The organism is Pseudomonas sp. Lb2C2 (assembly GCF_052112205.1).
Lineage (GTDB): Bacteria > Pseudomonadota > Gammaproteobacteria > Pseudomonadales > Pseudomonadaceae > Aquipseudomonas > Aquipseudomonas kilonensis.
Map to the genome: position 1 here is coordinate 824,817 of NZ_JAUTYW010000002.1, position 15,037 is coordinate 839,853.

Here is a 15,037-nt window from a genome sequence, read left to right on the forward strand (position 1 = left end):
GCGGGTGTGGCTCAGCGGTTTTCCTGGCCCAGCCAGCGGTACGAGACACCACCGATGACGGCGCCCAGCAGCGGCGCCACCCAGAACAGCCACAGTTGCTCGATCGCCCAGCCACCGACAATCAGCGCCGGACCGGTACTGCGGGCCGGGTTGACGGACGTGTTGGTGACCGGAATCGAGATCAGGTGAATGAGCGTCAGGGCCAGGCCGATGGCAATCGGCGCCAGCCCGGCCGGTGCACGTTTATCGGTGGCGCCGAGGATGATCAGGATGAACATCGCCGTCATGACCAGCTCGGCGACAAAACCGGCCGCCATCGAATACCCGCCAGGCGAATGCTCGCCGTAACCGTTCGAGGCCAGGCCGGACGCGGCCAGGTCAAAGCCTTCCTTGCCGCTGGCGATGAAGTAGATCAGCGCGGCGGCCAGCACACCCCCTATGACCTGGGCAATGATGTAGGCGGGCAACTCCCTGGCCGGAAACCGCCCGCCCACGTACAAGCCCAACGAAACGGCCGGGTTCAGGTGGCAACCCGAGATATGCCCGATGGCGAACGCCATGGTCAACACCGTCAAGCCGAAGGCCAGGGCAACCCCCAGCACGCCAATCCCGGAGGCGGCCAATACCGCGCTGCCACAGCCGCCCAGTACCAGCCAGAACGTACCCAACAACTCAGTCGTTGAACGTTTGAGTAAAGACATAAGTATCCTTGATAAAACAGTCGTGATAATCGGTTATGCATCCAGCAGTATTACGACAGGTTCATCTCCAGAACCTGGGCTGAGTACAGCAGAGTGTGGCGACAAATCCAGCGACATAAAAAACCGCCAGCGTCATGGACGGTGGCGGTTCCGGCCGTGGTCGGCGGGGAGTATGTCGTTGCGGTGTGGGCTAGATGGATCCTGGACAGAATTTTTCAGAATGGCGTTCGGACACTGGGCTGTGGGAGCAAAGCTTGCTCGCGATGCAGGCGCTCGGGCCATCCGGGAGACCGCGTCATCTTCATCGCGGGCAAGCCTTGCTCCCACACGATCCCACACCTCCTGTCTGCAGAAGGCTCAGTCGATCCCCACGAACCCACCCGTCTGGTGCTGCCACAGCCGCGCATACAACCCGCCATGGGCCAGCAACTCGGCATGGCTACCGGTTTCGGCGATGCGGCCATTCTCCAGCACCACCAACCGGTCCATCCGGGCGATGGTGGAGAGGCGGTGGGCGATGGCGATCACGGTCTTGCCTTGCATCAAGGTCTCGAGGCTTTCCTGGATTGCCGCCTCGACTTCCGAGTCCAGCGCCGACGTCGCTTCGTCCATGATCAGGATCGGCGCATCCTTGAGCAGCACCCGTGCGATAGCGATACGCTGGCGCTGGCCGCCGGACAGTTTCACGCCGCGCTCACCTACATGGGCATCGAAGCCGGTGCGGCCTTCGGCGTCCGACAGCAGCGGGATGAACTCATCGGCCCGGGCCTTGCGCACGGCTTCCCAGAGTTGCGCATCGGTGGCGTCTGGCTTGCCGTAGAGCAGGTTGTCGCGAATCGAACGATGCAGCAGCGAGGTGTCCTGGGTAATCATGCCGATGCGCTCGCGCAGGCTTTCCTGGCCGACTTCGGCGATGTCCTGGCCGTCGATGAGGATACGCCCGCCCTGCACGTCATAGAGGCGCAGCAGCAGGTTGACCAAGGTGGATTTACCCGCGCCGGACGGGCCGATCAGGCCGATTTTCTCGCCGGGCTTGATGGTCAGGTTGAGGTCGCCGATCACGCCGCTTTTCTTGCCATAGTGGAAATCCACATGCTCGAAACGCACCTCGCCCCGGGCCACGGCCAGGGGCTTGGCCTGGTCACGGTCGGTGACACTGACCGGCTGGGCGATGGTCTGCAAACCATCCTGGACCATGCCGATGTTTTCGAAGATGCCGGTGACGACCCACATGATCCAGCCTGACATGTTGACGATGCGGATCACCAGCCCGGTGGCCAACGCGATGGCGCCGACGCTGATCAGCGACTGGGTCCACAACCACAGCGCCAGGGCCGTCGTGCCGACGATCAGCAGCCCGTTCATGCTGGTGATGACCAGGTCCATGCTGGTCACCACCCGGCCAGCCAACTGGGCTTTTTCGGTCTGCTCCTGGATGGCTTCGCGGGCGTATTGCTGTTCGAAATTGGTATGGGCGAACAGCTTCAGGGTGGTGATGTTGGTGTAGCCATCGACGATCCGCCCCATCAGCTTGGAGCGGGCATCGGACGACACCACCGAGCGCTCCTTGACCCGCGGCACGAAATAGCAGAGTGCGCCGATGTAGGCGGCAATCCACATCAGCAGCGGGATCATCAGGCGCCAGTCGGCTTCGGCGAACAGCACCAGGGAACTGACGGCGTAGATCAGCACGTGCCAGAGGGCATCCACCGCCTGCACCGCCGAGTCACGCAGGGAGTTGCCGGTCTGCATGATGCGCTGGGCGATGCGCCCGGCGAAGTCGTTCTGGAAGAAATTCAGGCTCTGCTTGAGCACGTAGCTGTGGTTCTGCCAGCGAATCAGGCTGGTCATGCTGGGGCTCAGGGTCTGGTGTACGAGCAGGTCATGCAGGGCCACGAAGATCGGCCGGAAAACCAGCGCCACCACGGCCATCCAGGCCAGCTCCAGGCCATGGACCTTGAAGAAGTCGACGTTGGGCGTGCCCTGGGTCAGGTCGATGATGCGACTCAGGTAGCTGAACAGCGCCACTTCGATCAGCGCGCCGATCAGGCCCACCACCAGCAATACGGCGAAGCTGGGCCAGACCTGTTTCAGGTAATAGGTGTAGAAGGGCAGGACGCGATTCGGCGGGGCCGAGGTGGGGGCGTCGCGGAAGATATCGATCAGTGTTTCGAAACGGCGATAAACCATCAGTCAATGCCCTGGCAAGGGCTCTCCTTTTGCTATGGGCGGCGCGGGATCACCGCGCCGCCCAGGCTTGCCATGTGCCTCTTCAGTCGACGCGCTTGGCCGACTTGATGAGCACAGGGTCGATCGGCACGTTTTGCATGCCTTGTTTGGTCGTGGTCTGGGAGTTGACGATGATGTCCACCACGTCCATGCCCTTGACCACTTTGGCGAACACCGCGTAACCGGCGTCACGGCCCGGATCGAGGAAGGCGTTGTCGGCCACGTTGATGAAGAACTGGCTGGTGGCCGAGTCCGGGTTGGAGGTGCGGGCCATCGACAAGGTGCCACGAACGTTGTGCAGGCCATTGCTGGCTTCGTTCTTGATCGGTGCCTTGGTGTCTTTTTGCTGCATCTGCTGGGTAAAGCCGCCGCCCTGGGCCATGAACCCCGGGATCACCCGGTGAAAAATCGTGTTGTTGTAGAAGCCACTGTCCACGTACTCAAGGAAGTTCTTGGTACTGATGGGGGCCTTGACCGGGTCCAGTTCGATTTCGATCTGGCCGTTGGTGGTGTCCAGCAATACATGCGGTGCCTTGGCGGGTGTCGCGGCCATCAGGTTGGCGGCAAACAGTACGGTGCCGGCGGCAAGGGCGAGTTTTTTCAGCATGGGGTCAGAGATCCTGAGTGGTGGAATCGGTTGCGGTCAAAAAGTCGAGCAGGGTTTGGTTGAAGCGTTCGGGTTGATCCAGCGGGGTAGCGTGCCGTGAATCGGCGATGACCACCAGCCGTGCATCGGGCAGCCGTTTTACATAGGCTTCTTTCAGCGCCACCGGGGTGTAGTCGTGGTCGGCGCAGATGACGAGGGTTGGACAGGTGACCTGTGAAAGTCGTTCCTGAACGCCCCAGCCTACGATCGCATCGAAGCTGGCGAGATAAGCACGTTTGTCGTTCTTTGCCCAGCGTCGGGCCATTTCCAGGCGTAACTCGGTTTGTTCGGGCTTGGGGAATAACTTGGCGCCGAGGGCCTTGCCGATGGTCTCCAGGCTGAGCAGGCGCATCAGGCTCCAGCGCTTGAACCATTGCCAGCAATCGTCGAGCGTGCGGACCTTGACCTCCGGTGCGCTGTTGACGATGCACAGGCTCTTGACCCGATGGGGCTCATCCACCGCCAACTGAAAAACAATCATGCCCCCCATGGACCAACCCACCAGATGCACCGGGCCCAGGCCCAGGTGTTCGATCAAGGCGATCAGGTCGGCGCTGAAGCCTTCGATGCTGTAGCGCTCCGGCGGCTTGTCGGAGCGACCGTGGCCGCGCACATCCACCACGATCAGGTGGTAATGGGCGGACAGCACCGGGATCTGCTTTTCCCAATCCCGGGTACTGGAGCCCAGCCCGTGGACCAGCAGCAAGGGCGCGCCGTGGCCGTATTCCTCGTAGTGCAGGTTGCAACCTTCGTGTGAAAAATAGGCCATCGTCGAAGTCCTTGTCAGGCTTGTTCAGGGGCGGCGAACGGTGCATCCAGCGGCGCAGTGTCGAAGGTGCGCAGCAATTCGACCAGGATTTGCGTGGCCGGGCCCAGGGGTTTTTCCTTGTTCGAATACAGATAGAAGCTCGGGTTGCGACTGCCGCCCTGATCCAAGGGTAGCTGTTTAAGCGTGCCTTCCTTGAGTTCCCGCTCAATCATGTGCCGGGGCAGCCAGGCGAAGCCCAGGCCGCTGCCCACGAAAGTCGCAGCGGTGGCCAGGCTGCCGACGGTCCAGCGCTGCTCGGCACCGAGCCAACCCACGTCACGAGGTTGCTGGCGTCCAGAGTCGCGGATCACCACTTGCAACTGGCTTTCCAGATCCTGGAACGTCAGCTCGCGGTTGAGGCGATGCAGGGCGTGTTCGGGATGGGCCACCGCGACGAATTCAACGTCGCTCAATTCGGCTCCCAGATAGCCAGGAATGCTGAAGCTGCTGATGGCCAGGTCGGCCACGCCTTCGAGCAGCACTTCTTCGACACCCGACAACACTTCTTCGCGCAGCCGCACCCGGCAGCCACGGCTTTGTGGCATGAACGCCGTCAAGGCGCGAACGAGGCGGGCGTTGGGGTAGGCCGCGTCGACCACCAGGCGCACTTCCGCTTCCCAGCCTTGCTCCATGTGGTGGGCCAGGTCTTCCAGTTGGCTGGCCTGTTTCACCAGTTGTCGCGAGCGGCGCAGCAGCACACCGCCGGCTTCGGTCAACACGGCCTTGCGCCCATCGATGCGCAGCAACGGTACGCCGAGCTGATCCTGCATGCGGGCCACGGTGTAGCTCACTGACGACTGGGAGCGATGCAGCACTTCAGCGGCCTGGGCGAAACCGCCGTGGTCGACCACGGCCTGCAAGGTGCGCCATTGATCAAGGGTCACGCGGGGCGCTTTCATATCGGGCTCCTCTTGTCCTAAGCTGGCAGTCCCTTGGTGGAGACTGCCGAATGAAGAAAATCTGTTGTGTGGTGCTGGCCTTGCTGCCACTGACTGCGTTTGCCTACCCGATCGATGTGGAAAAACACCTCAACGGGCTGAGCATCGACTACAACGCCTATGACACCGATGCCGATATCGGTTCCATCCAGGTCAACAACTACGGCAGCACCGATGCGGCCTGCACCGTGGTCTTCAGCAATGGCCCTGAAGCACCTCGCACCCGCAAGATCGAAGTCGCCGCCGGCAAGTTCAAGAACGCCACGGCCAAGTTCAACCGCAACATCATCAAGCTGCGCATCAAGCTGACCTGTCAGCCGAAATAGCCCGGGAGTGGGGCAGGCAATATTGCTTGCTCCGCTTATAAACGAATTTATCGATGCTTTACAGCAGTTATTTGCGCTTTTTCATCGATATGCTCGCGTTTAACCTTCACTCCATCGACTGACAACATTCTCAGATGGAGCCTACAAGCCATGTCCCGCGTTCTGATCATCGAAAGCAGTGCCCGCCAACAAGACTCGGTGTCCCGTCAACTGACCCAAACCTTCATCAGCCAGTGGAAAGCGGCGCATCCGGCCGATGAAATCAGCGTTCGCGACCTGGCCATCAACCCGGTGCCACACCTGGATGCCAATCTGCTGGGTGGCTGGATGAAGCCTGCCGAGCAGCGCAATGACGTTGAAAACACCTCGCTGGAGCGCTCCAACCAACTGACCGATGAGTTGCTGGCCGCTGACGTGCTGGTGATGGCAGCGCCGATGTACAACTTCGCCATCCCCAGCACCCTGAAAGCCTGGCTCGACCACGTGCTGCGTGCTGGCGTGACGTTCAAATACACTCCCACCGGCCCCCAAGGCCTGCTGGCCGACAAGCGCGCCTTCGTGCTGACCGCCCGTGGTGGCATTCATGCCGGCGGCAGCACTGACCATCAAGAACCCTACCTGCGCCAGGTCATGGGCTTCATCGGGATCCATGACGTGACCTTCATCCATGCCGAGGGCATGAACCTGGGCGGCGACTTCCAGGAGAAGGGCCTGAATCAGGCCAACGCCAAACTGTCCCAGGTCGCTTGATCCGTTAATCCTCGGATAATCGCCAGATGGTCTATTGAGCTGGCGCTTCCCTTCAAACCGTTTTGCGCATCGAACCTCCCTTTGCACTTATTGCTCCTGAGTGCATCAGCCCGATTGAACGCGTTAGCGAGATCGGGCTTTTTTTTGGGGAATAGAAACAGCGACCACTTAAATGGACGGCCCTTCACGTCTTGAGGGCTGGAAGATGTGCAGGCTGCAGACCCAATCGGATTGGGCAAGTCTCTCGACGCTGGCTGTGGTAATTTACGCGCGCTATTACGGTAGGGAGACTGTGACATGTTAAAACTCAAACGGAAAACATGGGCTTTATTCCTGGTCTACCTCCTAGGGGCGGGTGGCTATATCTACTACCTCTATGTCGAGACGCAAAGCGTCCTCACTGACAATATCAATAATAAATTGTTGCATGCCGCGCTGGGCGCTTCGGCCATCCTCGGCGACCGTTACCATGACAATCTGGTTGATAGACAATCCAAATCGCAAGCGCAAGACTGGGATACCATTGAACGGCTCTCCAGCTTCAACGAGTCCATGGGCACTGCTTTTGTCTATAGCGTGATCAAGCGAGGTGGAAAAGCTTATCTGGTCAGTTCCAGCGCATCGAAGAAAGAAATTCAAGAGAACAATTTCGTGCGTTTCTTCGATCCTTATCCCGATGCCAGCCAGGCTTTACTCGATAGTTTTGAGCGCACTGCGCCAACCTGGATCGACTACTCGGATCATTGGGGTGATTTTCGCGCGGTCTTTGTTCCCTTAAAATCACAAGACGGTACGGTGTATGTTGTCGGGGCGGAAGTTACCTTGGCGGACTACTACCAACAACTTAATCATGACTCCCTCTACCATATCATCCTGGCCATTCTGGTATTTCTCGCTTTCCTCCTTTTACGCATGCGTGCTCATCTCCAGCAACTGCGAGTCAATGAACAGGTATTGAATCAGGCGAAAAATGCCGCCGAGGACGCTGATCGTTCAAAAACCAGCTTTCTGGCAACCATGAGTCATGAGATTCGCACCCCCATGTACGGTGTCATTGGCGCGACCGAGTTACTGGCCCGCTCCGCCCTGGATCCCGAGCAACGCCGTCTTCTCACAACGATTCATTCCAGTGGACGGACCCTGCTGTCTCTTATCGATAACATTCTCGACCTGGCAAAAATCGAAGCGGGCAAACTTGAATTGAAACCCCGTGTTTTCGAAGTGAGAGCGCTGGTTTCATCCTGCATGGAAATAATCCGGCAAAATATTCAGGACAAACCCATAGAATTGGAGGCGCAGTTTTCCCCGGACGTACCGCCTTTGGTCAAGACCGATATGGATTGCCTTCGCCAGATATTGATCAACTTGCTGGGCAATGCGGTCAAATTTACCGAAGCCGGAAAAGTATCACTTCTGGTCACCTCCAGCGGTTACGGCTCTCAAGCGTGGCTCGACTTCTCCATCCGTGATACCGGCATCGGTATCCCCGCCGAACGGCAAGACAATCTGTTCAAGCCCTTTGCCCAGTTCAAAGGGCCGGCTAGCCAACGCTTCACGGGGAGTGGCTTGGGTCTTTCGATCTGTAAGAACCTGCTCGAGGCGCAGCAGGGGACTTTATCGTTCACCAGCCAGCCCGGTGTCGGCTCGACATTCTCTTTTTCTCTCCCCATGGCGCTTTTTTCAGTCTCGGAAATACCCGACAGGGATGATCATGCGGCGGTTGGCTTCGACTCGTCTTTTGCCGAGGATTATCCGCTCGATATCCTTCTGGTGGAGAACCATTCGGTGAGCCAGAAAGTGGCCATGGCGATGCTACACGAGTTGGGCTATGCACCCGACCTTGCGTCAGATGGCCTGGAAGCGCTCAATCGCTGCACGGCTTCGATGCCAGAGATCATTCTGATGGATATCAACATGCCCGTGATGGATGGGTTGGAGGCGGTGCGTAGAATCCGCGAATTACCAAAGGGCGATACTTGCTACATCGTTGCGTTCACCGCGAGTGTTTTTTCCAGCGAGATAGAACGCTTCAGGGCCGCGGGTGCCGATGACATCTTGACCAAACCGGCCAACTTCCAGGCGCTGACCCGAGTGCTCCAGCGTGCCGCCAGCCATCGGCACCAGCGTCAGGCCAATTCTTCGGTCGTGGATGAAATTCCAAGTTAATGGGATACCTGTGGGAGCGAGCTTGCTCGCGATTACGGTGGGTCAGAAATACAGATGCTGACTGACACCCCCAATCGCCAGCAAGCTCGCCTCCACCGTTCAAAACCGCTATCTTCGCCGCCATTCGAAGCGAGGGGCGGTATGGGCTATCTACTGTTTGTGACATTGATCCAGGCGTTTTCCTTCAGCCTGATCGGCGAGTACCTGGCCGGGCATGTGGATAGTTATTTCGCGGTGCTGGTGCGGGTGTTGCTGGCCGGGTTGGTGTTCATCCCGCTGACGCGCTGGCGCCAGGTGGAGCCGGCGTTCATGCGCGGCATGCTGTTGATCGGTGCCTTGCAGTTTGGCGTGACCTACGTCTGCCTGTACCTGAGTTTCCGGGTATTGACGGTGCCCGAGGTGCTGCTATTTACCATCCTGACGCCCCTGCACGTGACCTTGATCGAAGACGCGCTGAACCGTCGCTTCAATCCCTGGGCACTGATTGCGGCACTGGTGGCCGTGGCCGGCGCGGCGGTGATTCGCTACGACCGGATCAACCCGGATTTCTTCATGGGCTTCTTGCTGCTGCAACTGGCCAACTTCACCTATGCGGCCGGGCAGGTGCTCTACAAACACCTGGTGGCTCGCCATCCGAGCGACCTGCCGCATTACCGGCGTTTCGGTTATTTCTATCTCGGTGCGCTGATGGTGGCGTTGCCGGCTTTCCTGCTGTTCGGCAAGGCCAACTTCTGGCCTGAAGCGCCGCTGCAATGGGGCGTGCTGGTGTTCCTCGGCCTGGTCTCCACCGCCCTGGGGTTGTACTGGTGGAACAAAGGCGCGTGCCTGGTCAATGGCGGGACGCTGGCGGTGATGAACAACCTGCATGTGCCGGTGGGGCTGCTGGTGAACCTGCTGATCTGGAACCAGCACGAGGCACTGGGGCGGTTGCTGCTGGGTGGGTCGGTGATATTGGCGGCGGTTTGGATCAGTCGGTTGGGGATACGCCAACCTCAGCCTTCGCCCTGAACACTGTGGGAGCGAGCTTGCTCGCGATAGCGGAGTATCAGTCAACATCTATGTTTCTGACACACCGCTATCGCGAGCAAGCTCGCTCCCACAAGGGATCTCTGGTGTTTGAGGGTCAAACCACCTGCTTCTGCGGCTCCGGCAGGTGGCTCGCCCCCAGCACCGCCGGCAGCAGCCCCGAACGCAGGTCCGTGCCGCTTGGCTGCTGGTACAGGTTCAACCCGAACTCCGGCATCACCGCCAGCAGGTAATCGAAAATATCCCCCTGGATGCGCTCGTAGTCGGTCCACGCGGTGGTGCGGGTGAAGCAGTAGATTTCCAGCGGGATGCCCTGGGCGGTGGTTTGCATCTGCCGGACCATGCAGGTCATGTTCGGTTGGATCTCTGGATGGCTCTTCAGATAGGCCAGCGCATAGGCGCGGAAAGTGCCCAGGTTGGTCATCCGCCGACGGTTGGCCGACATCGCCGCGACGTTGCCCTGGGCCTCGTTCCAGGCCTTGAGTTCGGCCTGTTTGCGGCCGATGTAGTCGGTCAGCAGGCGCACCTGGGTCAGGCGCTGCTCTTCCTCGTCATGCAGGAAACGCACGCCGCTGGCGTCGATGAACAGGCTGCGCTTGATCCGTCGTCCACCGGACTGCTGCATGCCGCGCCAGTTCTTGAACGACTCGGACATCAGGCGCCAGGTGGGGATCGAGACGATGGTCTTGTCGAAGTTCTGCACCTTGACCGTGTGCAGCGTGATGTCCACCACGTCACCGTCGGCACCGACCTGGGGCATCTCGATCCAGTCGCCGACCCGCAGCATGTCGTTGCTGGTCAGTTGCACGCTGGCGACGAACGACAGCAGGGTGTCCTTGTAGACCAACAGGATCACCGCCGACATCGCACCCAGGCCCGACAGCAGCAACAGCGGCGAGCGGTCGATCAGGGTGGCAACGATGATGATCGCGCCGAACACATACAGCACCATCTTCGTCAGTTGCACGTAGCCTTTGATCGAGCGGGTCCGCGCATGTTCGGTGCGTGCGTACACGTCCAGCATGGCGCTGAGCAGGGCACTGAGGCTCAGCACCATGAACAGGATGGTGAACGCCAGGGCGACATTGCCCAGGAAAATCATGCTGGTCTTGCTCAGTTCCGGCACCAGGTGCAGGCCGAACTGGATGATCAGCGACGGCGTCATTTGCGCCAGGCGATGAAAGACCTTGTTCTGGCGCAGGTCGTTGACCCAGTTCAAGGCCGGTTGGCGCCCCAGCAACTTGGCGGCGTGCAAAATCAGGTAGCGCGCCACGCGCCCAAGCACCAGGGCGATGACCAGCAGCAACATCAGGGCGAGGCTGGAATGCAGGATCGGGTGCTGGTCAAGGGCACCCCAGAGGTCTTGGATGTTGACCCAGAGTTGTTTGATGTCCATGGACGAAACGGTTCTTCTATAAAGACGCGACGGTGCGATTAGAGCATTTAAGCCCGGTCAAGTGACCGTTGATGCAATAGCAGCTGATAAAAATGCACTGATTTACCGCCGTTTGTATAAAGAAACTCGGCCTTCGCGCTCGAAACCGTTACCCTATGCAGCTGTTTTTTTGCATTTCTTCGAGGTAGCACCCGTGTTTTCCCAATTCGCCCTGCACGAACGCCTGCTCAAAGCCGTGGCCGAGCTTAAATTTGTCGAGCCAACGCCGGTGCAGGCAGCGGCTATTCCGCTCGCGCTCCAGGGGCGTGACCTGCGGGTGACGGCGCAAACCGGCAGCGGCAAGACCGCCGCGTTCGTGCTGCCGATCCTCAACCGCCTGATCGGCCCGGCCAAGGTCCGCGTCAGCATCAAGACCCTGATCCTGCTGCCGACCCGTGAACTGGCCCAGCAGACCTTGAAGGAAGTGGAGCGCTTCTCGCAGTTCACCTTCATCAAGTCCGGCCTGATCACTGGCGGCGAAGACTTCAAGGTCCAGGCCGCCATGCTGCGCAAGGTGCCGGACATCCTGATCGGCACCCCAGGGCGGATGATCGAGCAGTTGAACGCCGGCAACCTCGACCTCAAGGAAGTCGAAGTGCTGGTGCTGGACGAAGCCGACCGCATGTTGGACATGGGCTTTGCCGAAGATGTGCAGCGCCTGGTGGACGAATGCGTCAATCGCCAGCAGACCATGCTGTTCTCCGCCACCACCGGCGGCTCGGGCCTGCGCGAGATGATCGCCAAGGTGCTGAACAACCCTGAGCACTTGCAGCTCAACGCGGTCAGCCAACTGAACTCCACCACCCGCCAGCAGATCATCACCGCTGACCACAACCAGCACAAAGAGCAGATCGTCAACTGGTTGCTGGCCAACGAGACCTACGAAAAAGCCATCGTGTTCACCAACACCCGGGCCATGGCCGACCGCATCTACGGCCGCCTGGTGGCCCAGGAATACAAGGCGTTCGTACTGCACGGCGAGAAAGACCAGAAGGACCGCAAGCTGGCCATCGACCGCCTCAAGCAGGGCGGCGTGAAGATCCTCGTCGCCACCGACGTCGCCGCTCGCGGCCTGGACGTGGAAGGCCTGGACATGGTCATCAACTTCGACATGCCCCGCAGCGGTGATGAGTACGTGCACCGCATCGGTCGTACCGGCCGCGCCGGCAACGACGGCCTGGCGATCTCGTTGATCTGCCACGGCGACTGGAACCTGATGTCGAGCGTCGAGCGCTACCTCAAGCAGAGCTTCGAGCGCCGCACCATCAAGGAAGTCAAAGGCACCTACGGCGGGCCGAAGAAGGTCAAGGCTTCGGGCAAGGCCGTTGGTGTGAAGAAGAAAAAGGTCGACGCCAAGGGCGACAAGAAGAAAACCGGCGCCAAGGCCCCGACCAAGCGCAAGACCGCCAACCGCCCGAAGAGCGACGCTCCGTCGCTGGTCAGCAAGGACGGCATGGCCCCGCTCAAGCGCCGCAAGCCAGAGGCACCGGCGGCTGAGTGAAGCCGCATTAGCGCTTGATAAAAAGAACCGGACCTTGAGTCCGGTTTTTTTATGGGTGAGTACTCAAACTCAAGTCCAGCGCAGGGCCCCTGTGGCGATGGGAATTTGTGGGAGCAAAGCTTGCTCGCGACACAGGCGCCTCGATTTCTGAAAGACCGCATCGCCTTCATCGCGGGCAAGCCTTGCTCCCACAAATCCCCACGCCACAAAAGCAGGTTGGGCTCGGCTGTGGCTAATCACCCAGCTTTCTTTTCTGCGTTCTTCAATTCTTCCAGGCGCTTATCAATCAGCTGGCACTTATCCGGCACATCCTTACTGGCAGTCTCCAGGTCCATGGCCTGCAACTCGTCGTTGATTTCCTTGGCTTTGGCCGGGTTCTGTTCGGTGAGCTTGGTCACTTCCTGGGCCAATTGTTCACGCTTGGCAGTCGCTTCCTCAGGCGTACAAGTGGCCCAGGCGGGCAGGGCGCAGGTGAGGGTGGCGGCAAGGGTGAGTGTCAGGAGGGTTTTCATGGCAGGGCCTCATATTCCTTGTTGGGCAGGTAATGGGTTGAGGCCGGTGTGGGGTGGAAAGTTCATTGGCTGAGTAGTTGTGTGCCCGTGTGGTAGGAGGTTTCCAGCTCTGCGCCGGATCTTTCGCACCCCCGTACCGGAGTCATCTGATTTCAGATGAACGGTTTCAGCAATAGCCTCAAAGCTCAATCCATTTAGTTGACGTCAAAATGATGGCTCATTAATATCGCGCCACTATTTTGATGTCACTTTCCGCTCGAGGGATCGAACATGTCCTCACCCGCCTTTTGGGCGAGGTTGTGCGTGGCTTTGCTGTGCCTTTCTCCGCTGACCCTGGCCCACGCCGCTCCCACGCCCGGTGACACGGACTTGATCCGCGAACGCCAGAATCGCTTGCTTGAAGAGCAGCGTCGGCGCCTGGAAGAGCTCAAGGACCTGCCCGGCAAGGAGGCGAAGCCGAGCCAGCCGACAGCGCCTGCCGATACCCGTTGCTTCCCCATCAAGACCATCGAACTCAAAGGCGCCGACAGCCTTTCCGCCGGCGAGCGCGAGCAGTTGCTCAAGCCCTACATCGGTCAATGCTTGGGTGTGCCGCAGCTTAACGAACTGCTCAAAGTCATCACCGACCTTTACATCGAAAAAGGCCTGGTCACCAGTCGTGCCTATCTGCCGCAACAGGACCTGTCCGGCGGGCATTTGAGCGTGTTGGTGGTGGAAGGACGACTCGAAGGCCTGAAGGGTGCCGAGAACAGCAAGCTGTCGGACCGCGAGTTGGCGATGGCTTTTCCCGGTGTGACCGGCGAGCTGGTCAACCTGCGGGAGATCGAGCAGATGGTCGATCAGCTCAATCGCCTGCCGTCGAATCAGGCAAAAATGGAGCTGACGCCCGGCCAGAATGTCGGTGGCAGTGAGGTGCGGGTCACCAACGAACCGAAAAAGCCTTGGCGCGCCGGACTGTCGCGCAGCAACGACGGCCAGCGCAGCACGGGCGAGCAGCAGTGGGGCAGCAGTTTCGAGTGGGACAGTCCGCTGGGCCTGGCCGACCAGTTGATGCTGCGCGGTGGTCACGACGCGATGACCGACCACCAGCACACCTCCCGAAACGCCATGCTCTATTACAACCTGCCGTTTGGCTGGTGGAACGTCAGTTACACCTACAGCCAGAGCGAGTACCGCTCGCAGATCCCGGCCAACGGTTTCAACTTCAAGCAGACCGGCGACAGCCAGAACCATCAGGTGCGGGTCGAGCGGGTGATCCACCGTGATGCCCTGAGCAAGACCTCCCTCAACACTGGCCTGGCGTACCTGCGCACCAATAATTTCATCGAGGACAGCAAGCTCGCTGAAAGCAGTAATCGCATCAGCGAGGCGCAGTTCGGCATCAACCATGGCCGGCGGGTCGGCAATGCCTTCGTCAACCTCGACCTGGGTCTGCAAAACGGCATCGGTGCCCTCGATGCCCAGGGCGATCATGACCCTGGCCCCGGGCTGCCGGATGCCCGTTACCGCAAATACACCGCCACCGCCAGCTACCTGCAACCGTTCCAGGTGTGGGGCGAATCCTTCAGCTTCAGCAGCCTGATGACCGGCCAGCGCAGCGAAGACGTGTTGTTCAGCCCCCAGCGCATGAGCCTGGACGGCCAAGCGTCGATTCGTGGCTACAAGGATCAGTCGTTGTCCGGCGACAGCGGCGGCTACTGGCGCAACGACCTGCGCTGGAGTCGCCCGGTGACGCTGGAGTGGCTGCGCCCGGTGTTCGGCGAATACGGCACCAGCCTCGGTTATGACCAGGGCGTGATTCGTGGCAATCGCTACAACGGCGACCAGCACGGACGCATGTCGAGCAATTCGCTGGAGCTGTTTGCCCGCGGTGAGCACCTGAACGCCAGCGTCACCTTCGCCCATTCCCTGGAACGTCCGGATGCCCTGACCGAGCGCGAAGCGCCGATCTACTTCCGCGTGGATGTACTCCTCTAATTCCGCTGCAACGAGACCTGAA

General features: G+C 59.9%; 13 protein-coding genes. 6 read left to right on the top strand and 7 right to left on the bottom strand.

Going from position 1 to position 15,037, the window contains the following annotated elements:
• Positions 1-11 precede the first annotated feature (11 nt).
• The 5 genes from aqpZ to Q7F16_RS08140 form a co-directional block, all read right to left on the bottom strand.
• Positions 12-701, bottom strand: a complete 690-nt coding sequence (aqpZ, locus tag Q7F16_RS08120; protein ID WP_409556409.1) for an aquaporin Z — start codon at positions 699-701, stop codon at positions 12-14.
• A gap of 357 nt (positions 702-1,058) precedes the next feature.
• Positions 1,059-2,891 (bottom strand): ABC transporter ATP-binding protein, encoded by a 1,833-nt coding sequence (locus Q7F16_RS08125; RefSeq protein WP_014337085.1) that lies wholly within the window; start codon positions 2,889-2,891, stop codon positions 1,059-1,061.
• An 82-nt stretch (positions 2,892-2,973) separates the two neighbouring features.
• The gene (locus Q7F16_RS08130; protein ID WP_014337086.1) at positions 2,974-3,537 is read right to left on the bottom strand and encodes a peptidylprolyl isomerase; all 564 of its coding nucleotides are present in this window, start codon (positions 3,535-3,537) and stop codon (positions 2,974-2,976) included.
• Between the two features lie 4 nt (positions 3,538-3,541).
• Complete coding sequence (locus tag Q7F16_RS08135; RefSeq protein WP_046062943.1) at positions 3,542-4,345, bottom strand: alpha/beta fold hydrolase; 804 nt, start codon at positions 4,343-4,345, stop codon at positions 3,542-3,544.
• A 14-nt stretch (positions 4,346-4,359) separates the two neighbouring features.
• Positions 4,360-5,283 carry a LysR family transcriptional regulator gene (locus Q7F16_RS08140; RefSeq protein ID WP_014337088.1) on the bottom strand — a complete coding sequence of 308 codons (924 nt, stop codon included), beginning with the start codon at positions 5,281-5,283 and terminating at the stop codon, positions 4,360-4,362.
• A gap of 50 nt (positions 5,284-5,333) precedes the next feature.
• Here Q7F16_RS08140 and Q7F16_RS08145 point away from each other — a divergent pair, with 50 nt between their 5' ends.
• The 4 genes from Q7F16_RS08145 to Q7F16_RS08160 all read left to right on the top strand — a co-directional run bounded on the left by Q7F16_RS08145 (position 5,334) and on the right by Q7F16_RS08160 (position 9,572).
• Positions 5,334-5,648: a hypothetical protein gene (locus Q7F16_RS08145; protein ID WP_003198925.1), complete on the top strand. Its 315-nt coding sequence runs from the start codon at positions 5,334-5,336 to the stop codon at positions 5,646-5,648.
• Positions 5,649-5,798: 150 nt separating this feature from the next.
• Positions 5,799-6,398 carry an FMN-dependent NADH-azoreductase gene (locus Q7F16_RS08150; protein WP_014337089.1) on the top strand — a complete coding sequence of 200 codons (600 nt, stop codon included), beginning with the start codon at positions 5,799-5,801 and terminating at the stop codon, positions 6,396-6,398.
• A gap of 297 nt (positions 6,399-6,695) precedes the next feature.
• Positions 6,696-8,564, top strand: coding sequence for an ATP-binding protein (locus tag Q7F16_RS08155; RefSeq protein WP_409556410.1), 1,869 nt, complete (start codon positions 6,696-6,698; stop codon positions 8,562-8,564).
• A gap of 141 nt (positions 8,565-8,705) precedes the next feature.
• The gene (locus tag Q7F16_RS08160) at positions 8,706-9,572 is read left to right on the top strand and encodes a carboxylate/amino acid/amine transporter (RefSeq protein WP_046062945.1); all 867 of its coding nucleotides are present in this window, start codon (positions 8,706-8,708) and stop codon (positions 9,570-9,572) included.
• Between the two features lie 115 nt (positions 9,573-9,687).
• Here the strand turns inward: Q7F16_RS08160 and Q7F16_RS08165 are convergent, their stop codons facing one another.
• On the bottom strand, positions 9,688-10,986 hold the full coding sequence (locus Q7F16_RS08165) for a mechanosensitive ion channel family protein (RefSeq protein ID WP_046062946.1): 1,299 nt from the start codon (positions 10,984-10,986) through the stop codon (positions 9,688-9,690).
• Positions 10,987-11,179: 193 nt separating this feature from the next.
• Between Q7F16_RS08165 and Q7F16_RS08170 the strand changes: the two genes are divergently transcribed.
• Positions 11,180-12,526, top strand: a complete 1,347-nt coding sequence (locus Q7F16_RS08170; protein WP_014337093.1) for a DEAD/DEAH box helicase — start codon at positions 11,180-11,182, stop codon at positions 12,524-12,526.
• Positions 12,527-12,762: 236 nt separating this feature from the next.
• Here Q7F16_RS08170 and Q7F16_RS08175 read toward each other — a convergent pair whose 3' ends face one another.
• Positions 12,763-13,038, bottom strand: coding sequence for a hypothetical protein (locus Q7F16_RS08175; protein ID WP_046062947.1), 276 nt, complete (start codon positions 13,036-13,038; stop codon positions 12,763-12,765).
• Positions 13,039-13,308: 270 nt separating this feature from the next.
• Between Q7F16_RS08175 and Q7F16_RS08180 the strand changes: the two genes are divergently transcribed.
• Positions 13,309-15,015, top strand: a complete 1,707-nt coding sequence (locus tag Q7F16_RS08180) for a ShlB/FhaC/HecB family hemolysin secretion/activation protein (RefSeq protein ID WP_409556411.1) — start codon at positions 13,309-13,311, stop codon at positions 15,013-15,015.
• Positions 15,016-15,037 lie beyond the last annotated feature (22 nt).